This window comes from Halobacillus litoralis, assembly GCF_020524025.1.
In the GTDB taxonomy this organism is placed as follows: domain Bacteria; phylum Bacillota; class Bacilli; order Bacillales; family Halobacillaceae; genus Halobacillus; species Halobacillus litoralis_D.
Genome location: NZ_JAIVKN010000001.1, coordinates 709,033 through 728,703 on the forward strand (window position 1 = coordinate 709,033; position 19,671 = coordinate 728,703).

Below are 19,671 nucleotides of genomic sequence, written 5' to 3' on the forward strand. Positions count from 1 at the left end.
TTGTTGCCATGAGGTGATAACTATGAAATTTCCTCTACAAAAACTCAAACAAACGGGTGATGAACCTTTTTATTTTGAGGATGACGTAGATATTCGCGAATTAGAACAAATGAACAATGACATTCGCAGGATTTCCCCTGTTCATGTCAAAGGTCAAGCAATGACTCGAGGAAATGATATAACGGTAACTTTTTCAATCGATGGAGAAATGGTGTTGCCTTGTGCCCGGACGTTAGTTGATGTGACTTATCCATTTCACATTGATGCTCTGGAGGCATTTAATCTGTCACCGTACCATACAGAAGAAGATGACTCTGAAGTTCATTCCGTGAATGGAGAAGTGCTTGACTTAACGCCTTATATCAAGGAAAATGTACAGTTGGAGATTCCGACTCGCGTTTTTTCCAATGATGATGAGGCTCATGAAGCAGCCCCCCAGGAAGGGAAAGGCTGGCAGGTGGTTACAGAGGAACCTGAGGAAAAGAAAGTGGATCCTCGAATGGCTAAACTGCAATCATTATTAAATGAAGAAGAGAACGACTAAGAATATCTTCATGGTTCTCAGAATCAAAATTTAAAGGAGGTGTACAACATGGCAGTACCTAAGCGTAGAACGTCTAAAAAAGTTAAAAACCAACGTCGTACTCACAAGAAACTTCACGCACCAGGAATGGTGAAGTGCGATAACTGTGGTGAGTTCTCTAAACCACACCATGTTTGCAAATCTTGTGGACAATATAATGGAAAGCAAGTAGTGAACAACTAGTTCATTTAAAAAAAGTCTGACTTCGGTCAGGCTTTTTTTATTTTCTCTTCCATCTCTCTCCGTGAAATAGGACTATAGTTACTAGAAATTATGTTACACGCGATGTTGGATATTTTTATCCGGAAAAGGAATGACCAGCTTCAGCCCTCGATTTTATAGTTCTGCCCAGTCACCCCTCCGTTCAACAAACGTAACGGCGCCATCCAAACAAACATGCCTAAGCTTCCGGTCTTCCGTATGATCAACAACAGATTTTACAGAGCTAATCATGAAAAATCTACGTCTGTATGAACAGCAGCGGAGCTCAGCCAACTATCATGTCTGCGCAGAGTGGTTCACTTTTTTAAGCATCTTCTATCTTTTTCTGATACATTAATACAAAGGGAAGGTGAAAGCGATGTCAGAGATAGTGGTAGAAAAGAGAGAAGGGTACGCGGTTTTGACTTTAAACCGTCCTGATAAACGGAATGCGATTACCGGAAATATGGCGAAAGAACTCAAGCAGTCCCTCATAGATTTAAAGCAGGAAGTAGAAATTAAATTTTTAGTGGTCACAGGAGCAGGAGATCAAGCCTTTTGTGCAGGAGGAGACTTGAACGAGCTGCATGGGGATATGACAGCTGGACAAGCCTATCAACTCCTGGTTCCAATGAAAGAGGTGCTCCTTGAACTTTTAACTTTTCCCGTTCCGACGATTGCTGTTCTCAATGGACAGGCAAGAGGGGGCGGATGTGAGATTGCAACGGCCTGTGATTTTCGCTACGGCGTAAAGGCAGCATCCTATGGATTTGTACAGGGAAACTTAGGGATTACACCGGGGTGGGGCGGCGGCACCTTGCTTTATCAAAAGGTAGAGCGTGCTTTTGCTGCTCATTGGTTAATGGATGCAGAGATGTATCCTTCCGCGGAAGCGTATCGAATCGGCTGGCTGCATAAAGTGATCAGCGGGGATGAAGACGAGGGCCGGTTGTTTTCTTCGTTCCTTAACAAGACTCAGCAGCAGCTGAAGATCTTCAAACGTCAGTATTTGGAGCATATCGATGTCCTCCATGTAAAAGAGCGGATGGATCGTGAAGTTAAACAGTGCGCCCAGCTTTGGGAGACTGAAGAGCATAAATCAGCGGTAAGGAAGTTTGTTGAGAAAAGAAAAAGATAATGGTTACGATTCTATCAATCATTCCTCCTGCATAACTATAAGCAAACGATAGAGGAGGGATGCTATGGATGCCCCAAGACAAGATGCCTGGAAGGAAGAAGAGGATATTTTGCTGGCGACCACCGTGCTGAAGTATATCCGTGAAGGAAAAACGCAGCTGGAAGCCTTCCAGGAAGTCGCAGAGCAATTGCAACGCACTCCGGCTGCGTGCGGGTTCCGATGGAATGCCACCGTCAGGAAGCATTATCAAAAAGAAATCCAGGACGCCAAAAATAGCAGAAAAGCGACTCGGACTTTTTACACTCCCCCGGCGAATGCAGATGAAACCCCTATGTCACTGGATGCGGCCATTTCATTCTTGAAGGAAATGAAGCATAAACAGTTTGAAGACGAAGGAAAAGCAAGTCTTGAAACGCAGCTTCAACAGCTGAATGAAGCGAATAAGAAGCTGAAAGAAGAATTGAAACAGTGGGAAGCGGCCTGGAATGAAATGGATAAACTCGTCCACTGGGTTAAGAAACAAAGGAAAAGTGAAAGTGGTGTGTAAGCTTACGTGATTCGTAGAGTCAAACCTCGGTTTCATATGTGTATATTATTCATTGTCCTCAATAAAAAGGCCCCTACGGTTACGAGTAGAGGCCTGTTTTCGTATTTAGTTTACTTCTCTTTCTTCCACGCCGGAAGGCATCCAGATCAAAGGATTTTCCCCCAGGTCGCGTTCCATATCATATTGAGCTTTCTGAAAGCCCATCTTTTCCCAAAAACAATGCGAATTGATACGTGGGTTGGTTTTAATCGGCAGTTGAAAACTTTTTGCAAAGTCGACCAGTGTCCTGCCGTATCCGAATCCACGATAATCGGGTAGAACCTCAAGCTTCCATAATTCCAGAAAGTCCTGGGGAGGATCGAAATAATTGTCGTATTTGGCTTTTACCCGGTAAAGGCTCATGCGGGCGACTAAAGCGCTTCCATAATAAATTCCGTAAAATGGAGACTCGCTGTCGTTTTCTACAATATTACTTTCCAGGTCCTCGAGCATAGCAAGCTCCTGATTGCCGTATTCTTTGAAACGTTTGAATTCCTCAAGAGTTTTATAGTTGACTAACAATGGCTGTACCTTTGTTTTGGTCATCATGTCAGAATCCCCTTTCAAATATCTGTATCTAACCCTATTATAATATAAAAATATTCAGAAAGAAATGAACAATTGCACAAGAACAAATATCGACTGCATTTGAGCGGAAGAATCTGCTACAATAGGAAATTAGATGAGTGTCAAAAGGGGGAGGGGTACATGGAAATTGGGATTATAGGTGCTGGTGCAACAGGATTATTACTGGGTGCATACCTGGGTGTGGAGCACAATGTCCATATGGTAATAAGGGATGAGAAACAAAGGAAAATGATTAAGGATCACGGAATTGTGTGTGATGTGCTGGATACACCAACATTGGTACATGTCCATTCCGCTGAATCGCTTCCGGTAGAAGTGGATCTCTGGATGATTACAGTGAAACAATACCACCTTCCATCTGTTCTGGACATGAATATCATGAGCCATACGCCCTGCCTCTTTCTGCAAAATGGCATGGGACATTTGGACAAGCTTGCGGAATCCAACTTAAGAAGCTGGGTAGGGGTAATCGAACACGGAGCCTTAAAAAGGGATGCAAACAACGTTGCCCATACGGGTAAAGGGAATATTCAAATCGCTGCCTTCCAAAAAGAAGAAGAGGGCAGGATCCAGGAAATCATCCTTCAACTACATACACCTGCATTCCCTTTCTACTTTAAAGAGGACTACTATCAAATGCTGGCAGGCAAACTTGTTGTAAATACAGTCATCAATCCACTGACAGCTCTTTTTCAACAACGGAATGGCTGCATTACGAGCAATCCACATATACAAAAGCTTGCAGCGGAGCTGTGTAAGGAAGCATGTTTCGTTCTAGGGTTATCGTTTGAGGAAGAGTGGGAAAGAGTTCAAAGCATTGCAGACAAAACTGAACGGAACTATTCGTCTATGCTGAAGGATTTAATGGAAGAGCGTCGAACAGAAGTCGATGCAATCAGTGGCTACATCCTCCATCATAAACAGGACCATCTGCCGGCGCACGCATTTGTTGTCCGTGCCATTCATGCTTTGGAATATGAAAAGGGGGTGAGATGCAGTGAGTGACTGGTTCGCCTATACAATTGCGTTCATTTTAACGCTTCCTCTTCCTTTTTTAGTCATCTTTTATTTCTGCGCTCGAAAATGGAGTAAACATAAATTAAAAGCCCTCCATCGAACAGCCAATTTTACAGCACCAGTTTTTATCATAGCTGTCCACTTATTGCTGGTTGTTTTATTTGAAAAGAATTTCTTTCCTCTTATCCTTATCTTTCTATTAATCCTTCTTGGGTTATCTTTAATTGCTCAATACAAGTTAAGTAAAGAAGTCCATATATACCGGGTTTTTAAAGGTTTTTGGCGGGTGAGTTTTGTTCTTTTTACTTTTTTTTACATGGGATTAACGATGTATGGATTAATCATCCGGGTCGTTTTCATATGATTCGGTGCCCTTAAATCGTGTTCTACCCTGTTTCTCTTTGAATATATATACGAGGACAAAGGAAAACTGCTCTATAGGTAAGGGAGCAGTTTTCCTTTGTTTTTATCTCCTTTATCAGTATTTGTTTCTTCCTGGTTTTGATTGAATGGAGAATAGGAAGGAGTAGTGACTGCAGATCATTGGACACAGTCCGTCCTTCAGGGTAGTCTGTGTTGCAGACGGTAGCATGGATTCAGCCGGCTTTTAATAAACCGCTGTACCATCTCAAACAGATAAGATGAACTCTGTGTCTGTTTTTTGTACAATACAAATGGATACATAGTTAATGATGTCACTTTTTTTCAATAAAGGAGCCGTAATAGATATGCGTATCGATCCAATGAAATTACAATCGAAACAGTCTTTGTTTCGTGATTATAAAAATAACTACCAGGCGATAGCTGATCGGTTCGCCTATAATCCTCAAGAGGAGAGCATTTGGAAGGACCGTTTATCCCACCTTGGTGCCCAGTCTTATCAAAGGTCTGAGCTCGCAGGGGTTCTTAAAAATATGAACACAAAATGGGATGCGCCTGAGTCAACATTTGGGAATATTGACAAATTAAAAGATGAAGACAGTGTTGTAGTCATAGCCGGACAGCAGGCAGGTTTGCTTACAGGACCTCTTTATTCGGTTCACAAGATCATTTCAGTTCTTCAGCTTGCCCGCGAAAAGGAAAAAGAATTAGAAAAGCCTGTCCTTCCTGTATTTTGGATAGCTGGTGAGGACCATGACTTTGATGAGATTCACCACGTTATGATGAGGAATGAAGGACAGATGGATAAGATGACCATTGGACATCAGCCTGAAGTGAAATCATCTGTTTCAGAGATCACCATTGATCAAGAGAAAGCCGCGGAATGGTTGAATGATGTTTTCCGCATGGTTAAGGAAACCGAGCACACCCATGACTTTTATCGTGAAGTAAAAAGACATTTAGAGCAGTCCGAAACCTACACGGACTTTTTTGCACGGCTCGTGTATCACCTGTTTCCGGAAGAAGGCCTCGTGCTGGTAGACGCTCACGACCCTGAAGTGCGGCGCCTGGAGTCTTCCTACTTCACTAAAATGATTGAGCAGAATCAGCCGATCGCTGCAGGCGTTTATGGTATCCTCCAAAAAAATCGTCACGAAGGATATGAGACGCTTCTTGATAGTGAAGTTGACGATGCCCATCTTTTTTATCACAGGGATGGAGAGCGGATTCTCCTTATGAGGGATGAACATGGAGACTTCCGCGGAAAAAATAACGAAGTTGTGTTATCTGAGGAAGAGCTGCTGCGCACAGCGGAAGAAACACCGGAGAAATTGAGCAATAATGTTGTGACACGTCCACTGATGCAGGAATCTTTATTCCCTGTTCTTGCCTTTATTGGCGGACCGGGGGAGATCAACTACTGGTCAGCGTTAAAACCTGCTTTTGAAGCGGTCGGACTCTGTATGCCGCCTGTTCTGCCGAGGATGTCGTTTACGTTGATGGATAGGAAAACAGCCAGAAATCTGGAACATTTCCAAATCCAGCCGGAAGATGCCATCCGTACAGGCGTAGGCGAACAGAAGATGAAATGGATCTCATCTATGAGTACACCTCCTATTCATCACCTCAGCGAACAGGTGAAAGTGGAAATCGAACGCATTCATGCGCCGATGAGGGAGAAAGCGGCTGATTTAGGAGCGGATCTTCAACAACTGGCGGATAAGAACCTGGAATATATTATGGAAAATATTGCTTTTCTCGAGAAGAAGATGAATAGGTCGGTGGAAGATCGTTTTCAGTATGAAATGAGCCTTTTTGATGAAATGGAAACGATTCTTCATCCCGGCAATGGATTACAGGAAAGAATGTGGAACATTCTCCCATGGGTGAATGCGCAGGGAAAATCCTTATTTCAAGAGATGAATAGACACCATTTGAGCTTTGATCACGACCATTATGTCGTATATTTGTAGAGAAGGGCCCCCACCTTTCCCCACCATTAAAATAATAGAAAAAACCCTATAAAATCTTGCCTTTACGGGCAGGATTTTTTTTGTGGAGAGAGAATGATAAAAAAGGAAGTGGAGAAAAGTGGGGCGATGTGGTAAGGTGAATTTAGAAGGTGGGGGAACTCTATGTTCATGGGTGAATTTCAGCACAACATTGATACAAAAGGAAGGATTATTGTTCCTTCTAAATTCCGCCCCGATCTTGGTGACAGCTTTGTACTGACAAGGGGTTTAGATCAATGTCTGTTTGCTTATCCTATGAATGAGTGGAAATTGCTTGAAGAGAAACTGAAAAAACTCCCCCTCACTAAAAAAGATGCCCGTGCTTTTACTCGATTTTTCTTTTCAGGCGCTGTTGAATGTGAAGTGGACAAGCAGGGGAGGATTAATATCCCTGTTCCGCTCAGGAAATATGCATCGCTTGAAAAAGAATGTGTGGTCATTGGTGTGTCCAACCGTATAGAGTTTTGGAGTCAGGAAGAATGGGAAGGTTATTTTGAGGCATCCGAAGAGTCCTTCTCGGAAATCGCAGAGAATATGTTGGATTTTGATATCTGATAGGTAGAAACGAGTGAAAATATGTTTGAACATTATAGTGTATTGAAAAGTGAAACCATACAACATTTGAATTTAGACCCAGAAGGCATTTATGTCGATTGTACACTTGGCGGCGGAGGCCATTCTGAAGCTATCGCTGCCGCGCTTACAGGTGAAGGGCATCTGATCTCTTTCGATCAGGACGAAATTGCGCTGAACGCAGCAAAAGAGCGTTTGAAAGAGTACGCAGAGCGGATTACCTTTGTCCACGCAAATTTCCGTCAGTTAGAAGAGAAATTGTCAGAGCTTGGAGTAACGGAAGTCGATGGTGTGATTTATGATTTAGGCGTATCCAGTCCACAATTGGATGTAGAAGAACGAGGGTTCAGCTATCATCAGGATGCCCCTCTGGATATGCGTATGAACCAGGACAGCCCGTTGAGTGCTAAAGAAGTCGTTAATGACTGGCCGTATGAAGACCTCGTCCGTATCTTCTTTAAATATGGGGAAGAGAAATTTTCTAAGCAAATTGCAAGGAAGATTGAAGCAGCAAGAGAAACCAAACCGATTGAAACAACAGGAGAGCTTGTCGAATTGATTAAGGATGGAATTCCTGCACCTGCAAGAAGAAAGGGAGGACATCCGGCTAAGCGGATTTTCCAGGCGATTCGTATCGCAGTTAATGATGAACTTGGAGCTTTTCAGGACAGTCTTCACCAGGCAGCCCGGGTGGTGGGTGTTGGAGGTAGAGTAGCTGTTATAACCTTCCACTCTCTGGAAGATCGTTTGTGTAAGCAGGCCTTTAAGAAATGGAGTTCCAATCCACCACTGCCGAAAAACATTCCAATGATTCCTGAAGAGAAACAGCCGCCTTTTCGCTTAGTCAGCCGAAAGCCTATAGTGGCCGAGGACGCAGAGCTTGAAGAAAACCGCCGTTCACGTTCAGCGAAGCTAAGGATTATCGAGAAAGTCAAACCTTGGAATAAAGAATTTGAATTTAACGAAGGGTGGAAACAAACATGAGCGCTGAGCAGATTAGAAAACAGCAGCCTTTACAACAACCTGACAGACAGAAACAGGTTAAAGTAAAGGTACATAAGCAGAAGTGGTTCAGTACAGGTGAAAAATTTTTATATTCCATCGCGACTACGGTCGTTTTGGCGACATCCGTATTTTTAGTTCAGACATCCGCGGAGACGGATACGATCAACCGTGATATCCGCGAATTGGAACAGGACATTTCAAAGCAGGAGTCCCTCAATGAAAATTTAGCCTATCAAGTGAAAGAGTTGAGCAATCCTGACCGTATTTTAAGCATTGCAAAAGAAAACGGCTTGAATATTCAAAATGCACAGGTGAAACAGGCAGGGAAAATTAAAAATAACTAGTGACTGGTGATAAAAATGAATAATCGAAACACAAACCGCAGCTCCGTTCTCTTGATGGCCGTGTTTTCGATCATATTTCTCACCATTGCAGGCCGTTTCTTATATATTGAAACAGCCGCTACGATTGAAGGCGTCGACTTAAAAGAATGGGCGGAGGATATTCGGACGAGCTCTTATGAGATTGATGCAGCAAGAGGCAAAATCTATGATAAGAATGGGATGGTCCTTGCTTATGATCGACCAACCTACCGCCTTTATGCGGTCGTTGATCCGGATTACTCTATAAACCTTCCGGAGCCAAAACATGTGACCGATCCAGAGAAGACGGCATCCATGCTGGCTCCTTTTTTGGATATGAAAGCAGGAGAGATTGAAGAAACGCTGGAATCTGCCCAGGAACAGGGCCGCTTTCAAGTAGAGTTTGGTGCAAATGGAAAGGATCTTACCCAAAAAGAGATGGAAGAGATTCAAGAGCTTGATCTTAGCGGAGTTGAGTTTGAACAGGAGTCCAAACGGTATTATCCCAACGGTATTTTCGCCTCTCATCTTATCGGTTTTGCCCGCACAACAGACGGAAACATTCATGGTGTGACCGGCATTGAAAAGCAGATGGAAGAACAGCTTCAGGAAGAAAAAGGGAAAATCAGCTATGAACGGGATAAGTACGGGACAAAGCTGCTGGATCCAAACGAAGTCATGACAGAACCAAAAGACGGCAACGATGTCTACTTAACCATTGACCAAAAGATTCAGACCTTTTTAGCGGACGCTATGTCACAGGTCGATGAGCAGTACAATCCGAAGAAGATTATGGCCGCTGTCATGGATCCGGATACAGGCGAGATCCTTGCGATGAGTAACCGTCCAAGCTACAACCCTAACGATGTCGGGGATGTTGAAAACTGGTATAACGATTTAATCTCTTATCCGTTTGAACCCGGCTCTACAATGAAGATTTTCACGTGGGCCAGTGCGATGGAAGAAGGGGTGTATAAAGGAACGGACCTTTATCAGTCCGGTACCTATAAGGTGACGCCATCCTCTCCTAGTGTCGGAGATCATAATAATGACCAGGGGTGGGGACCGATTTCCTACAATGAAGGATTCTTAAGGTCCTCAAACGTAGCCTCCTCTAAAATCGCTTATGAAATGTTAGGCCCGACGAAATTCCGGCAGTATTTAAATGACTTTCATCTGGAAGAAAAAACGGGGATTGACCTTCCAAATGAAAGAGTCGGCCGTTTGGTCTATGACGAACCGAGGGACCAAGTTTCAACTTCCTTTGGACAAGGGTCTACCTTTACAGCTATGCAGCTCATGACTGCAGCTACAGCTGTCGCCAACGACGGAAAAATGATGAAGCCTTATATGCTTAACAAAATCACATCCAGTGAAACAGGGGAAGTACTGGAAGAGGGGACACCGGAAGAAATCGGACAGCCGATCTCCTCCTCAACAGCTGAGCAGATGCGTGAACTGATGGGTCAGGTGGTTTCTTCAGAAGATGGAACAGGGCAGTCCTTCCAGCTTGATGACTACAGCCTCGCTGGAAAGACCGGAACGGCGCAGATTTACGACGGCGGATATTTAACAGGCCGTAACAATTACGTATTCTCGTTTATGGGAATGGCGCCGAAGGAAGACCCGGAACTCTTAATGTACGTGGCTGTGCAGCAGCCGGATCTTGAGGTGACAGAGCTTGGGTCTGAGCCTGTCTCGTATATTATAAGAACAGTGATGCAGAACAGCCTTCACTACCTGGATATTCAGCCGGATAAAGAAGCGGAAGAATCTTTATCTCCGCTTTCCCTTCCTGATGTGACAGGAGAAAGTGTCGATAAGGCGGAACAGAAGCTGAAAGAGACATTTGAGAAGGTAGAGGTCATCGGTAATGGCGGCCGCGTGGAAGCTGTTTTACCATCACCAGGAACGAAGGTCGTTGAAAATCAAAGAATAATGATTGTGACAGATCAACCCAATATGCCTGATTTAACAGGTTATTCCGTCCGTGATGTGCATCGTCTTGTGAAATATTTCGATTTGAAGATCGAAACGATGGGCAGCGGATATGTACAGAAGCAGAGCATTCCAGCAGGTACAGAAATCAAAGAAGGCGACTACCTTGTTGTTGAACTAACCACTCCCGAAGGGGAGTAACACCATTCCTTGACAGTGTTCTAATCGTTTCCAGATTGCATATAGTGATACAAGCTGACTCTACGACTTTTTAAAGGAGTTATTGAGATGAGACGAGTATCACAAGTAATCGTAAAGAAACGATTAGTCACTGTCTTTTTTGTTGGAATGGTTATTTTTTTTGTCATTGGAGGGCGTCTCGGGTATGTTCAGTTTTTCTTAAGTGACTTTTTGATTGCAAAAGCAGAAGAATCCTGGAGCCGGGACATTACATTTGAACCTGAGCGGGGGAAAATTCTCGATACCAATGGAGAAGTGCTTGTTGGTAATCAGTCAGCTCCAACCGTTATGGTCGTCCCAAGACAGGTGAAAGAACCAGAAGAAACCGCGCAAAACCTGGCGAAGATTTTGGGGATGAGTGTTGAGAAGGCTTATACTCATGTAACAAAACAGATTTCTATTGAAAGGATTCATCCGGAAGGTCGAAAGATTACCGAACAGCAGGCAGAAGCAATCCAATCCCTGCAGATGCCGGGGGTCTATATTGCAGAAGATTCTGAGCGGTATTATCCACATGGGTCCTTCCTATCCCACGTCCTTGGATTCAGCGGGATTGATAACCAGGGCTTATTAGGACTGGAAGCGTATTACGATGAAGAGCTAAAAGGGGAGAAAGGGGCACTTTCTTTTTTTTCTGATGCCAAAGGAAAGCGTATGCCTGATATGGCGGATGTCTATAAGCCGCCGGTGGATGGAAAAGACCTCCAGCTCACCATCGACTATAAAGTACAGTCTATAGTTGAAAGGGAACTGGATATAGCACAGGCCAAGTATAACCCGGATGGTGCTGTAGCCCTTGCTGTTGATCCTGATACCGGCAAAGTGGTCGCCATGGCGTCCAGGCCGAATTTTGATCCTGCGGATTATCAAAAAGTAAAGCCGGAAGTCTATAACAGAAACCTCCCCGTGTGGAGTACGTATGAGCCGGGATCAACATTTAAGATTATTACCCTGGCAGCAGCTTTAGAGGAAGGGCTTGTAAATTTAGAAGAAGAGCATTTTCATGACTCGGGAGCGATTAAAGTAGACGGAGCTACCCTGCACTGCTGGAAGAGGGGCGGTCATGGGGATCAGACGTTTTTAGAAGTCGTTCAAAACTCCTGTAACCCTGGGTTTGTAGAGCTAGGGCAGCGCCTTGGGAAAGATAAACTGTTTGAATACGTGGACCGTTTCGGTTTTGGTCAGAAAACCGGAATCGACCTTGAAGGTGAAGGGAAAGGAATCCTCTTTAAACCGGAAAATGTCGGTCCTGTCGAGCAGGCAACGACAGCTTTTGGACAAGGGGTGTCTGTGACACCGATTCAGCAGGTGATGGCTGTTGCAGCTGCTGTAAATGGAGGCTATTACTATGAGCCTTATATCCAGGAAGCATGGATTGATCCGATAACAAATGAAGTGCTGGAGAAAAATGAACCGACTTTGAAAGAGCGCGTCATTTCTGAAGAGACATCAGCAGAAATTCGCCGTTCCCTTGAGAGCGTTGTCGCTAAGGGAACGGGTCGCGGCGCTTACGTGGAAGGATACAGGGTAGGAGGCAAGACAGGGACAGCCCAAAAGGTAGGACCGGACGGCACCTATATGGAGAATAATCACATCGTTTCTTTTATCGGGTTCGCACCTGCCGATGATCCAGAGCTCGTCGTTTATCTAGCCATTGATAACCCTAAAAATACGGTCCAGTTTGGCGGCGTGGTTGCTGCTCCGATTGTCGGGAACATTATGGGAGATTCCCTCAGGGCTTTAGGGGTAGAACCGAGAAAAGACGGTCTTGAGAAGGAATATAACTGGCCGGAAGAACCGTTGGTTGAAGTGCCGAAAGTAACAGGAATGGAAAAGAAAGAGTTGAAGCAGCTGCTCACGAATTTAAAAATTGAAGTTAGCGGCAAGGGCTCCAAAGTAATCACGCAGGCGCCGGAAGCCGGGGTCAAGGTCCCTTCAGGATCAACCATCCGGGTTTATTTAGGAGAGTAGCATTCTTTTGGTATACTAAACTTGCATGCAGGTAGGGTGACAAGTATGAAATTAAAAAAATTGTTACGGTTTATTCCTTTTTATAAAGTGACGAAGCCTATTGAAGAGGTCATCGTTAAGGGGTTGTCTATGGATTCACGAATGACAGAATCCGGGGATGTATTTGTCTGTATGCGCGGGGAAGATGTAGATGGTCACCAATTTGCCCGTGATGCTGTAACCAAAGGGGCAGTCGCGATTATAGCTGAAGAGCTTATTGAAACGAGTGTCCCCGTAGTACTTGTGAATGATACGACAAGAGCCCTTGCTATGGCATCATCCGCATTCTATCAATGTCCATCAGAGCAGCTGCATCTCATTGGAGTTACAGGAACAAATGGGAAGACGACCATTACTTATCTGCTGGATGAAATCTTTCACATGCACAAAAAGAAGACTGGAATTATCGGTACTATTCAAGTGAAAATAGGCGACCGGACGTTTCCGGTGAAAAACACCACCCCGGATGCTCTGACATTACAAAAATATTTTCATCAAATGCGTCAGGCCAGGGTGAATCAGGCGGTTATGGAAGTGTCCTCGCATGCTTTGGATCAAGGACGCGTGTACGGATGCGACTTTGATATTGCTGTTTTTACAAATCTTACCCGTGACCATTTGGATTATCATGAAAATTTTGATGATTATCTTCGTGCAAAGTCCCTATTGTTCGCACAATTGGGGAATGGGTATAATAAGGATCGGGAGAAATTTGCTGTCATCAATAAAGATTCACCTGTGGCGAAAAAGTTTATCAAATCAACTTCTCAGGGGCTTCTCACGTATGGCATTTATGAGGAAGCAGATATCAAAGCAGAGGATTACACCATGTCAGAAACGGGTACGTCCTTTGTGATGAGCACACCAATAGGGAGTGTAAACATCAACAGTCCTCTAATGGGACTTTTCAGCATCTACAATATGCTCGCAGCCGCCGGGGCTGCTGTTTTAGCGGGAGTGCCACTGAAGACGATTCAACGGTCATTTGAACAAACAAAAGGCGTGCGGGGACGGTTTGAACCAGTCCGGCAGGGGCAGGACTTTGGTGTTGTGATTGATTATGCCCATACTCCGGATTCCCTGCAGAATGTATTACAGACGGTTAATGACTTAACGCGTGGAGCCATTACAGTCGTTGTTGGCTGCGGAGGAGACCGGGACCGCAGCAAGCGTTCTCTTATGGCCCAGGTGAGTGTCAACTATGCCGATCGCGTTATTTTTACAAATGATAACCCACGCTCTGAAGATCCTAAGCAGATATTCAGAGATATGACGACCCATCTGAAGGGCAGTTATGAAGTGATTGATGACCGGAAAGAAGCGATTCGAAAAGCCCTTACCACTGCAAACACCAGTGATATTGTTCTTATTGCAGGAAAAGGTCATGAAACCTATCAGGAAATCAACGGAGTCCGCTATCACTTTGATGATTGTGAAGTTGCAAGAGAGATATTAAGAGAAATGAAGGAGCGTCCATCATGATTTTAGAAGTCCAGGAACTATCAACATTGTTTACCAGTCACAAAGGAGCAGCAAAAGATCAGATCCCTCTTGAATCTGTTTTGACAGATACAAGAAAATCAGCCAGTCAAAGTTTATTTGTGCCGATTGTCGGGGAATCCTTTGATGCCCATGAATTTTTAGGAGAAGCCATTAAACAAGGGGCTGTCGCTACGCTTTGGCAGGAGGACCGTGAACTGCCTGCGCTCGTACCGACAGATTTCCCTGTTTTTTTCGTAAAGGATACAACAAAAGCCTTGCAGCAGGTGGCCGCTTATTATTTGAAAAAAGTGGATCCCATAGTTGTGGGCGTAACGGGCTCAAATGGGAAAACAACGACGAAGGATATGGTGGCATCTGTGCTTGCTGTTCGTTTTGAGACACATAAAACAGCCGGTAATTTTAATAACCATATCGGTCTTCCTCTTACGATTCTCGCCATGGACCCCGATACAGAAGCAGTCGTTTTAGAAATGGGGATGGACCGGGCAGGTGAGATTTCTGTTCTTTCCAAAATTGCAGAGCCTGACCATGCCATCATAACGAATATTGGAGAATCCCATATTGAAAACTTAGGGTCTAGAGAGGCTATCTGCGGGGCAAAACTAGAAATTAAAGATGGTTTATCAGAAGATGGTTTATTAATCATTGATGCGGATGAACCATTACTTGAAGCTGAGAAGAAAGAAAGCCGTACGACAGCCTGCGGGTTTAATCCTTCCGCTGACTATCAGGCAGTCATTCATGAATTGACGGATGATTACAGTACCTTCACGGTCAAAAACACATCCTACCGTCTGAATATGGCTGGGAAACATAATGTGAAAAATGCTACATATGTCATTGCCCTGGCTGAAAAGCTTGGATTGACTTCTGATCAGATTCAAAACGGTTTCCAGCACTTACAGATGTCTTCCATGCGTTTTGAGAAACACGAAGGTCTTCAAGGGTCTCTGATCATCAATGATGCGTATAATGCTTCCCCGACCTCTATGAAGGCAGTTATTGAAGTTGTCAGTCATTTGACATCCAAAACGAAAAAAGTGTTAGTATTAGGTGATATGTTTGAATTAGGGGAGCAGTCTGAAGGTCTTCACGCGAGCGTTGCAGAGGCTATCGATGAGAAAATAGATGCTGTCGTTACAGTCGGAGATCATTCTGAGAAAATTACAGAAGCCGTTGCTTCTCATTATCCCCAAATCGCAACGAAACATTTTAAAGAAAAGAAAGAAGCAAGTCATCACGTCCGTTCGTTATTAACGCCGGATACCGTCGTACTCATAAAAGCTTCTCGAGGTATGAAACTGGAAGAAATGCTCACAGATCTTGTGGATTGATCGACAGGCGATGATGTTGCAGAAGGAGGAGAAAAATGAACGAATACATACTACTCATCACCATGGTAATTTCATTCACCATCACCGTAGTAATTTCGCCGATGATCATTCCCTTTTTAAGACGTTTGAAATTCGGTCAGAGTATAAGAGATGAAGGGCCTAAGTCCCACCAGAAAAAATCAGGAACGCCGACGATGGGAGGCGTGATGATCATTATTTCCGTGCTCATCACTACGCTTGCAGCCTCTTATCTATTTAATCCTGGCACGGGGAGCATCCAGCTGTTCCTTGTGTTATTTGTGTTAGTGGGCTATGGTCTTCTTGGATTTTTAGATGACTACATCAAAGTTGCATTGAAGCGTAATCTTGGACTTACTTCCAAACAAAAAATGCTTGGACAGGTGGTCATTGCCCTTGTCGTTTATTTCATTTTAAGACAAGGTGATTTCCCAACGTATATCAGCATCCCTGGAACGTCGATTGATTTCGATCTTGGCTGGGGCTATGCACTGCTTATTTTATTTATGCTTGTTGGTGCTTCTAACGCGGTTAACTTAACAGATGGACTGGACGGCCTGCTTGCAGGGACTGCTGCCATTGCTTTTGGTGCTTTTGGCATTCTTGCCTGGAGTGGACAAATGAATGTTGAAGTTACGATATTTTCATTAGCCATTGTGGGCGCACTGCTTGGCTTTTTAGTATTTAACGCACATCCCGCCAAAGTGTTTATGGGGGATACAGGGTCGCTTGCTTTAGGCGGGGCGATCGCCATCATTGCCATCTTGACGAAACTTGAATTAATTCTCGTTGTCATTGGCGGGGTTTTTGTATTAGAAACGCTTTCTGTCATCATACAAGTTATTTCATTCAAGACAACTGGTAAACGTGTGTTTAAAATGAGTCCGCTGCATCACCACTACGAATTGAAAGGCTGGTCCGAATGGAGAGTTGTTACGACATTTTGGACAGTTGGACTAATCTTTGCCGTGCTTGGTATCTACATTGAGGTGATGTTTGGATGAAAATATTAAAAGACTTTCCCTACCGTCATGTGCTGGTACTTGGACTTGCCAAAAGCGGCACGGCAGCAGCTCAACTTTTACTTGACAGCGGTATACGTGTAAGAATCAATGATATGAAAGCAGATAAAAACCAGTCAGAAGTTCGTCAGTTGATGGACAAGGGAGCAGAAGTGGTCACAGGCGGCCACCCGCTTAGTGTTCTTGACGATGTGGATTACCTCATAAAGAACCCGGGGATTCCCTATGAAAATCCGATTGTTGCTGAAGCAGAGAAGAGAGAAATCCCGGTTGTAACAGAAATTGAACTGGGCGGCCTTTTACATGAAGGGCCACTTCTTGCGGTGACAGGATCCAATGGCAAAACGACGACGACGACGCTGATTCATGAAATGATTAAAGCGGACAAACAGAAAGTTTCCATCGCAGGGAATATCGGCCATGTCTCTTGTGAAGTCGCCCGGCGAACAGAAGCAGATGAAACCATGGTGACAGAATTATCATCCTTTCAGCTGCTTGGCACCGAAACATTTCGACCGGACATTGCGGTGTGGCTGAACTTATATGAAGCACACTTGGATTATCATCATACTCTTGAAAATTATCACCGTGCGAAAGCGAAAATTACACAAAACCAGACATCAGGCGATACACTTGTTTATAATGCGGATGATGAAAAAATTGCTTCGTTTCTTCCGGCTGTAAAAGCACAGCTTGTGCCTTTTACCATCAAGCAGCAGGGAGAAGGGGCCTGGGCGGATCAAGACTTTATATACTTTAATGATGAAGCCATCATGAGGAAAGATGAGATCGTCCTTGTTGGGGAACAGAACCTTCAAAATATCCTTGCTGCTGTTGCAGCTGTTAAAGTGAATGGCATACGGAATGAAGCGATTATTGAGGTGCTGCGTACTTTCGCAGGCGTTCCGCATCGCCTACAGTTCGTAACAAAGAAAAACGACCGGATGTTTTATAACGATTCTAAAGCGACCAACATTCTAGCAACATCCTATGCGTTAAAGTCCTTTACCAACCCGGTCATACTTTTGGCTGGAGGGCTTGATCGAGGAACAAGCTTCGATGAGTTAATTCCTCACATGAAGTCGGTTAAAGCGATGGTTGTTTTTGGTGAAACGGCAGACCTTCTTGAGCAGACAGCTGCTCAGGCAGGCATTGAAGAGGTTGTCAAAGTAGAAACGATGGAAGAAGCCGTTCAAGAGGCTTATGGGCAGTCCAAAGCCGATGATGTGATTCTTTTATCACCAGCCTGTGCAAGCTGGGATCAATATCGCACATTTGAAGAAAGAGGCAACATGTTTATAGAAGCTGTGCATAACCTTTAATAAGGGCTTATGTGACAAGCTTAAGCCCTGTTTTCCATTTAGATGGGAGGTAGGGCTTTTTTTATGGAGGAACAAAAAAAGCCGGATTTATGGTTGATTGTTGCGATTCTTGGAATTCTCATCATCGGGATTGTGATGGTGTACAGCTCTTCAAGCATCTGGTCCGAATATAAGTTTGATGACCCATGGTTTTATGCGAAACGGCAGATCTTATTTGCTATTGCAGGTCTGATAGCGATGGTTGTCCTCTCAAGAATCCCTTACTACGTGTGGCACCCTCATTCAAAGAAAATTATGATTATCTGCCTCATTTTTCTGGTTGCCGTTTTAATTCCAGGTGTTGGAATGGTGCGGGGCGGAGCCCGAAGCTGGATAGGTGTGGGGATGTTCAGCATTCAACCATCTGAGTTTATGAAGCTGGGATTGATTTTATATTTATCCCGTTTCTTATCCGAACGTCAGAAAAAAATGAACTCTTTTCAGGAAGGCTTTCTACCTGGACTGGCTCTTATTGTTGTGCCGTTTGCAATCATTATGCTTCAGCCGGATCTTGGAACAGGGGTCGTCATGGTTGGAACCTGTTTAGTTATGTTATTTACAGCTGGAGCGCGGATCAGCCATTTTATGTGGATTGCAGCTGCCGGAATGGCGGGAATGATTGGGTTGATTGCTTCAGCGCCCTACCGGATTAAACGCATTACAGCGTTTTTGCATCCCTGGGAAGATCCGCTTGGTGCAGGGTTTCAAATTATTCAATCCCTATATGCGATCGGTCCCGGTGGTTTACTTGGACTTGGTCTTGGCAACAGTATGCAGAAATTCTTTTATCTTCCGGAACCGCAGACAGACTTTATCTTTGCTGTACTTGCAGAGGAGCTGGGTTTCCTTGGGGGCATCCTTGTTCTAAGTCTATTCTTTATTTTATTATGGCGCGGCATTCGGACAAGCCTGCTTGCACCAGATCTTTTCGGTTCTTTACTGGCGCTCGGCATTGTTGGGATGATTAGTATTCAAGTTATGATTAACGTAAGTGTGGTGACAGGTCTCATTCCGGTCACCGGGATTACTCTCCCGCTTGTCAGTTACGGCGGGTCCTCTTTAACATTGACACTTGCATCGCTTGGACTGCTCTTAAGCGTCAGCCGATTTTCAAACAAATAGAAGACACCGTTTAAACGGTGTCTTTTTTTATGGATTCTTAACTAATCAACAGCTGTTTTCTGTAAGCTCAACGATCATACCAAGGTGTATCGTTTAGCCTGAATGCTGGAGAGGAAGTTCTAGAGAGAATACAGTGTTTACATAATAATATTATATTTTACTGAAATTATTGCATTAGAGAATTTAGGTTTGATAGCAGATGAGGGTGAGGACTGAAAAGGGGGTTTCATGAATGATTACGGGAGTCCTATTAATGATTGTGTGGAGAGGGTGAAAGACAAAAAACAGGAACAGTTATGGCTGCATTGCACTATCGATTTGTTTTTTGAAATGCTGAGCTGTTATCTAACTTTTCATTTATTTGTTTTTAAAATTGCTGTAAATTTAACGAATGTGCGTAAAAGAATGAAGACATTCATTCTCTTACGTTTACCTGAGATGATTAATGGGTAAATCATTTTAGCGAATTGTCTTAAAACCCCTCGAAAGGCGCTGTTTTCTGTAGGAAAATAGTTGACAATCTAGTAAAACTCTCTCAATCTGCTTGTGCTATTTTGTGATATAATGGGAATTGTATAGATGTCGAGTTCATGCTCTGCATCTTATAAAGGAATATCATTCTTTCAATCAGCTAGAACAATCAGCGGAAGGGTGTCTAGCAATAAGGAGAAATGCCC

Annotated in this window: 19 protein-coding genes; 18 read left to right on the plus strand and 1 reads right to left on the minus strand. The window is 43.9% G+C overall.

Annotated features, from left to right (window positions below; genetic code table 11):
- Positions 1–22 precede the first annotated feature (22 nt).
- From LC036_RS03815 to LC036_RS03830, 4 genes are all read left to right on the plus strand, one after another.
- The gene (locus LC036_RS03815) at positions 23–544 is read left to right on the plus strand and encodes a YceD family protein (protein ID WP_226578448.1); all 522 of its coding nucleotides are present in this window, start codon (positions 23–25) and stop codon (positions 542–544) included.
- 48 nt (positions 545–592) lie between these two features.
- On the plus strand, positions 593–766 hold the full coding sequence (gene rpmF / locus LC036_RS03820) for a 50S ribosomal protein L32 (protein WP_027954099.1): 174 nt from the start codon (positions 593–595) through the stop codon (positions 764–766).
- Positions 767–1,163: 397 nt separating this feature from the next.
- Positions 1,164–1,922, plus strand: coding sequence for an enoyl-CoA hydratase/isomerase family protein (locus tag LC036_RS03825; RefSeq protein ID WP_226578451.1), 759 nt, complete (start codon positions 1,164–1,166; stop codon positions 1,920–1,922).
- Between the two features lie 64 nt (positions 1,923–1,986).
- Entirely contained in the window at positions 1,987–2,469 is a 483-nt protein-coding gene (locus LC036_RS03830) for an RsfA family transcriptional regulator (RefSeq protein ID WP_226578454.1), read from the plus strand.
- 105 nt (positions 2,470–2,574) lie between these two features.
- Here the strand turns inward: LC036_RS03830 and LC036_RS03835 are convergent, their stop codons facing one another.
- On the minus strand, positions 2,575–3,057 hold the full coding sequence (locus LC036_RS03835) for an N-acetyltransferase (protein WP_226578457.1): 483 nt from the start codon (positions 3,055–3,057) through the stop codon (positions 2,575–2,577).
- 159 nt (positions 3,058–3,216) lie between these two features.
- On the opposite strand from LC036_RS03835, the gene LC036_RS03840 reads away from it, so the two are divergent.
- From LC036_RS03840 to LC036_RS03905, 14 genes are all read left to right on the plus strand, one after another.
- Positions 3,217–4,101, plus strand: coding sequence for a 2-dehydropantoate 2-reductase (locus tag LC036_RS03840; protein ID WP_226578460.1), 885 nt, complete (start codon positions 3,217–3,219; stop codon positions 4,099–4,101).
- Positions 4,094–4,477: a DUF3397 domain-containing protein gene (locus LC036_RS03845; protein ID WP_226578463.1), complete on the plus strand. Its 384-nt coding sequence runs from the start codon at positions 4,094–4,096 to the stop codon at positions 4,475–4,477. Before LC036_RS03840 ends, LC036_RS03845 begins: the two co-directional genes overlap by 8 nt.
- Before the next feature lie 364 nt (positions 4,478–4,841).
- The gene (bshC, locus tag LC036_RS03850) at positions 4,842–6,467 is read left to right on the plus strand and encodes a bacillithiol biosynthesis cysteine-adding enzyme BshC (RefSeq protein WP_264188074.1); all 1,626 of its coding nucleotides are present in this window, start codon (positions 4,842–4,844) and stop codon (positions 6,465–6,467) included.
- Positions 6,468–6,629: 162 nt separating this feature from the next.
- Positions 6,630–7,061 carry a division/cell wall cluster transcriptional repressor MraZ gene (mraZ, locus tag LC036_RS03855; RefSeq protein WP_226578468.1) on the plus strand — a complete coding sequence of 144 codons (432 nt, stop codon included), beginning with the start codon at positions 6,630–6,632 and terminating at the stop codon, positions 7,059–7,061.
- Positions 7,062–7,082: 21 nt separating this feature from the next.
- Entirely contained in the window at positions 7,083–8,063 is a 981-nt protein-coding gene (rsmH, locus tag LC036_RS03860) for a 16S rRNA (cytosine(1402)-N(4))-methyltransferase RsmH (RefSeq protein ID WP_226578471.1), read from the plus strand.
- The gene (gene ftsL / locus LC036_RS03865) at positions 8,060–8,428 is read left to right on the plus strand and encodes a cell division protein FtsL (RefSeq protein ID WP_226578474.1); all 369 of its coding nucleotides are present in this window, start codon (positions 8,060–8,062) and stop codon (positions 8,426–8,428) included. Before rsmH ends, ftsL begins: the two co-directional genes overlap by 4 nt.
- A gap of 15 nt (positions 8,429–8,443) precedes the next feature.
- Entirely contained in the window at positions 8,444–10,585 is a 2,142-nt protein-coding gene (locus tag LC036_RS03870) for a penicillin-binding protein (protein WP_226578477.1), read from the plus strand.
- Positions 10,586–10,672: 87 nt separating this feature from the next.
- Positions 10,673–12,595 (plus strand): stage V sporulation protein D, encoded by a 1,923-nt coding sequence (locus LC036_RS03875; RefSeq protein ID WP_226578480.1) that lies wholly within the window; start codon positions 10,673–10,675, stop codon positions 12,593–12,595.
- Between the two features lie 45 nt (positions 12,596–12,640).
- A complete protein-coding gene (locus LC036_RS03880) occupies positions 12,641–14,116 on the plus strand; it encodes a UDP-N-acetylmuramoyl-L-alanyl-D-glutamate--2,6-diaminopimelate ligase (RefSeq protein WP_226578483.1) in 1,476 nt (491 codons plus the stop codon).
- A complete protein-coding gene (locus LC036_RS03885; RefSeq protein ID WP_226578485.1) occupies positions 14,113–15,471 on the plus strand; it encodes a UDP-N-acetylmuramoyl-tripeptide--D-alanyl-D-alanine ligase in 1,359 nt (452 codons plus the stop codon). The genes LC036_RS03880 and LC036_RS03885 overlap by 4 nt, the downstream gene beginning before the upstream one ends.
- 35 nt (positions 15,472–15,506) lie before the next feature.
- Positions 15,507–16,493, plus strand: coding sequence for a phospho-N-acetylmuramoyl-pentapeptide-transferase (mraY, locus tag LC036_RS03890; protein WP_226578488.1), 987 nt, complete (start codon positions 15,507–15,509; stop codon positions 16,491–16,493).
- On the plus strand, positions 16,490–17,833 hold the full coding sequence (gene murD, locus LC036_RS03895; RefSeq protein ID WP_226578491.1) for a UDP-N-acetylmuramoyl-L-alanine--D-glutamate ligase: 1,344 nt from the start codon (positions 16,490–16,492) through the stop codon (positions 17,831–17,833). Before mraY ends, murD begins: the two co-directional genes overlap by 4 nt.
- Before the next feature lie 63 nt (positions 17,834–17,896).
- Positions 17,897–18,994: a stage V sporulation protein E gene (gene spoVE, locus LC036_RS03900; RefSeq protein WP_226578494.1), complete on the plus strand. Its 1,098-nt coding sequence runs from the start codon at positions 17,897–17,899 to the stop codon at positions 18,992–18,994.
- Between the two features lie 228 nt (positions 18,995–19,222).
- A complete protein-coding gene (locus LC036_RS03905; RefSeq protein WP_226578497.1) occupies positions 19,223–19,447 on the plus strand; it encodes a hypothetical protein in 225 nt (74 codons plus the stop codon).
- The last annotated feature ends 224 nt before the right edge of the window (positions 19,448–19,671 follow it).

Coding starts and splice junctions, on each gene's coding strand:
- LC036_RS03875 (WP_226578480.1), top strand. CDS start 10,673: ATGAGACGAGTATCACAAGTAATCGTAAAGAAACGATTAGTCACTGTC.
- bshC (WP_264188074.1), top strand. CDS start 4,842: ATGCGTATCGATCCAATGAAATTACAATCGAAACAGTCTTTGTTTCGT.
- mraY (WP_226578488.1), top strand. CDS start 15,507: ATGAACGAATACATACTACTCATCACCATGGTAATTTCATTCACCATC.
- LC036_RS03830 (WP_226578454.1), top strand. CDS start 1,987: ATGGATGCCCCAAGACAAGATGCCTGGAAGGAAGAAGAGGATATTTTG.
- rsmH (WP_226578471.1), top strand. CDS start 7,083: ATGTTTGAACATTATAGTGTATTGAAAAGTGAAACCATACAACATTTG.
- LC036_RS03835 (WP_226578457.1), bottom strand. CDS start 3,057: ATGATGACCAAAACAAAGGTACAGCCATTGTTAGTCAACTATAAAACT.
- ftsL (WP_226578474.1), top strand. CDS start 8,060: ATGAGCGCTGAGCAGATTAGAAAACAGCAGCCTTTACAACAACCTGAC.
- LC036_RS03885 (WP_226578485.1), top strand. CDS start 14,113: ATGATTTTAGAAGTCCAGGAACTATCAACATTGTTTACCAGTCACAAA.
- LC036_RS03880 (WP_226578483.1), top strand. CDS start 12,641: ATGAAATTAAAAAAATTGTTACGGTTTATTCCTTTTTATAAAGTGACG.
- murD (WP_226578491.1), top strand. CDS start 16,490: ATGAAAATATTAAAAGACTTTCCCTACCGTCATGTGCTGGTACTTGGA.
- spoVE (WP_226578494.1), top strand. CDS start 17,897: ATGGAGGAACAAAAAAAGCCGGATTTATGGTTGATTGTTGCGATTCTT.
- mraZ (WP_226578468.1), top strand. CDS start 6,630: ATGTTCATGGGTGAATTTCAGCACAACATTGATACAAAAGGAAGGATT.
- rpmF (WP_027954099.1), top strand. CDS start 593: ATGGCAGTACCTAAGCGTAGAACGTCTAAAAAAGTTAAAAACCAACGT.
- LC036_RS03815 (WP_226578448.1), top strand. CDS start 23: ATGAAATTTCCTCTACAAAAACTCAAACAAACGGGTGATGAACCTTTT.
- LC036_RS03870 (WP_226578477.1), top strand. CDS start 8,444: ATGAATAATCGAAACACAAACCGCAGCTCCGTTCTCTTGATGGCCGTG.
- LC036_RS03905 (WP_226578497.1), top strand. CDS start 19,223: ATGAATGATTACGGGAGTCCTATTAATGATTGTGTGGAGAGGGTGAAA.
- LC036_RS03840 (WP_226578460.1), top strand. CDS start 3,217: ATGGAAATTGGGATTATAGGTGCTGGTGCAACAGGATTATTACTGGGT.
- LC036_RS03825 (WP_226578451.1), top strand. CDS start 1,164: ATGTCAGAGATAGTGGTAGAAAAGAGAGAAGGGTACGCGGTTTTGACT.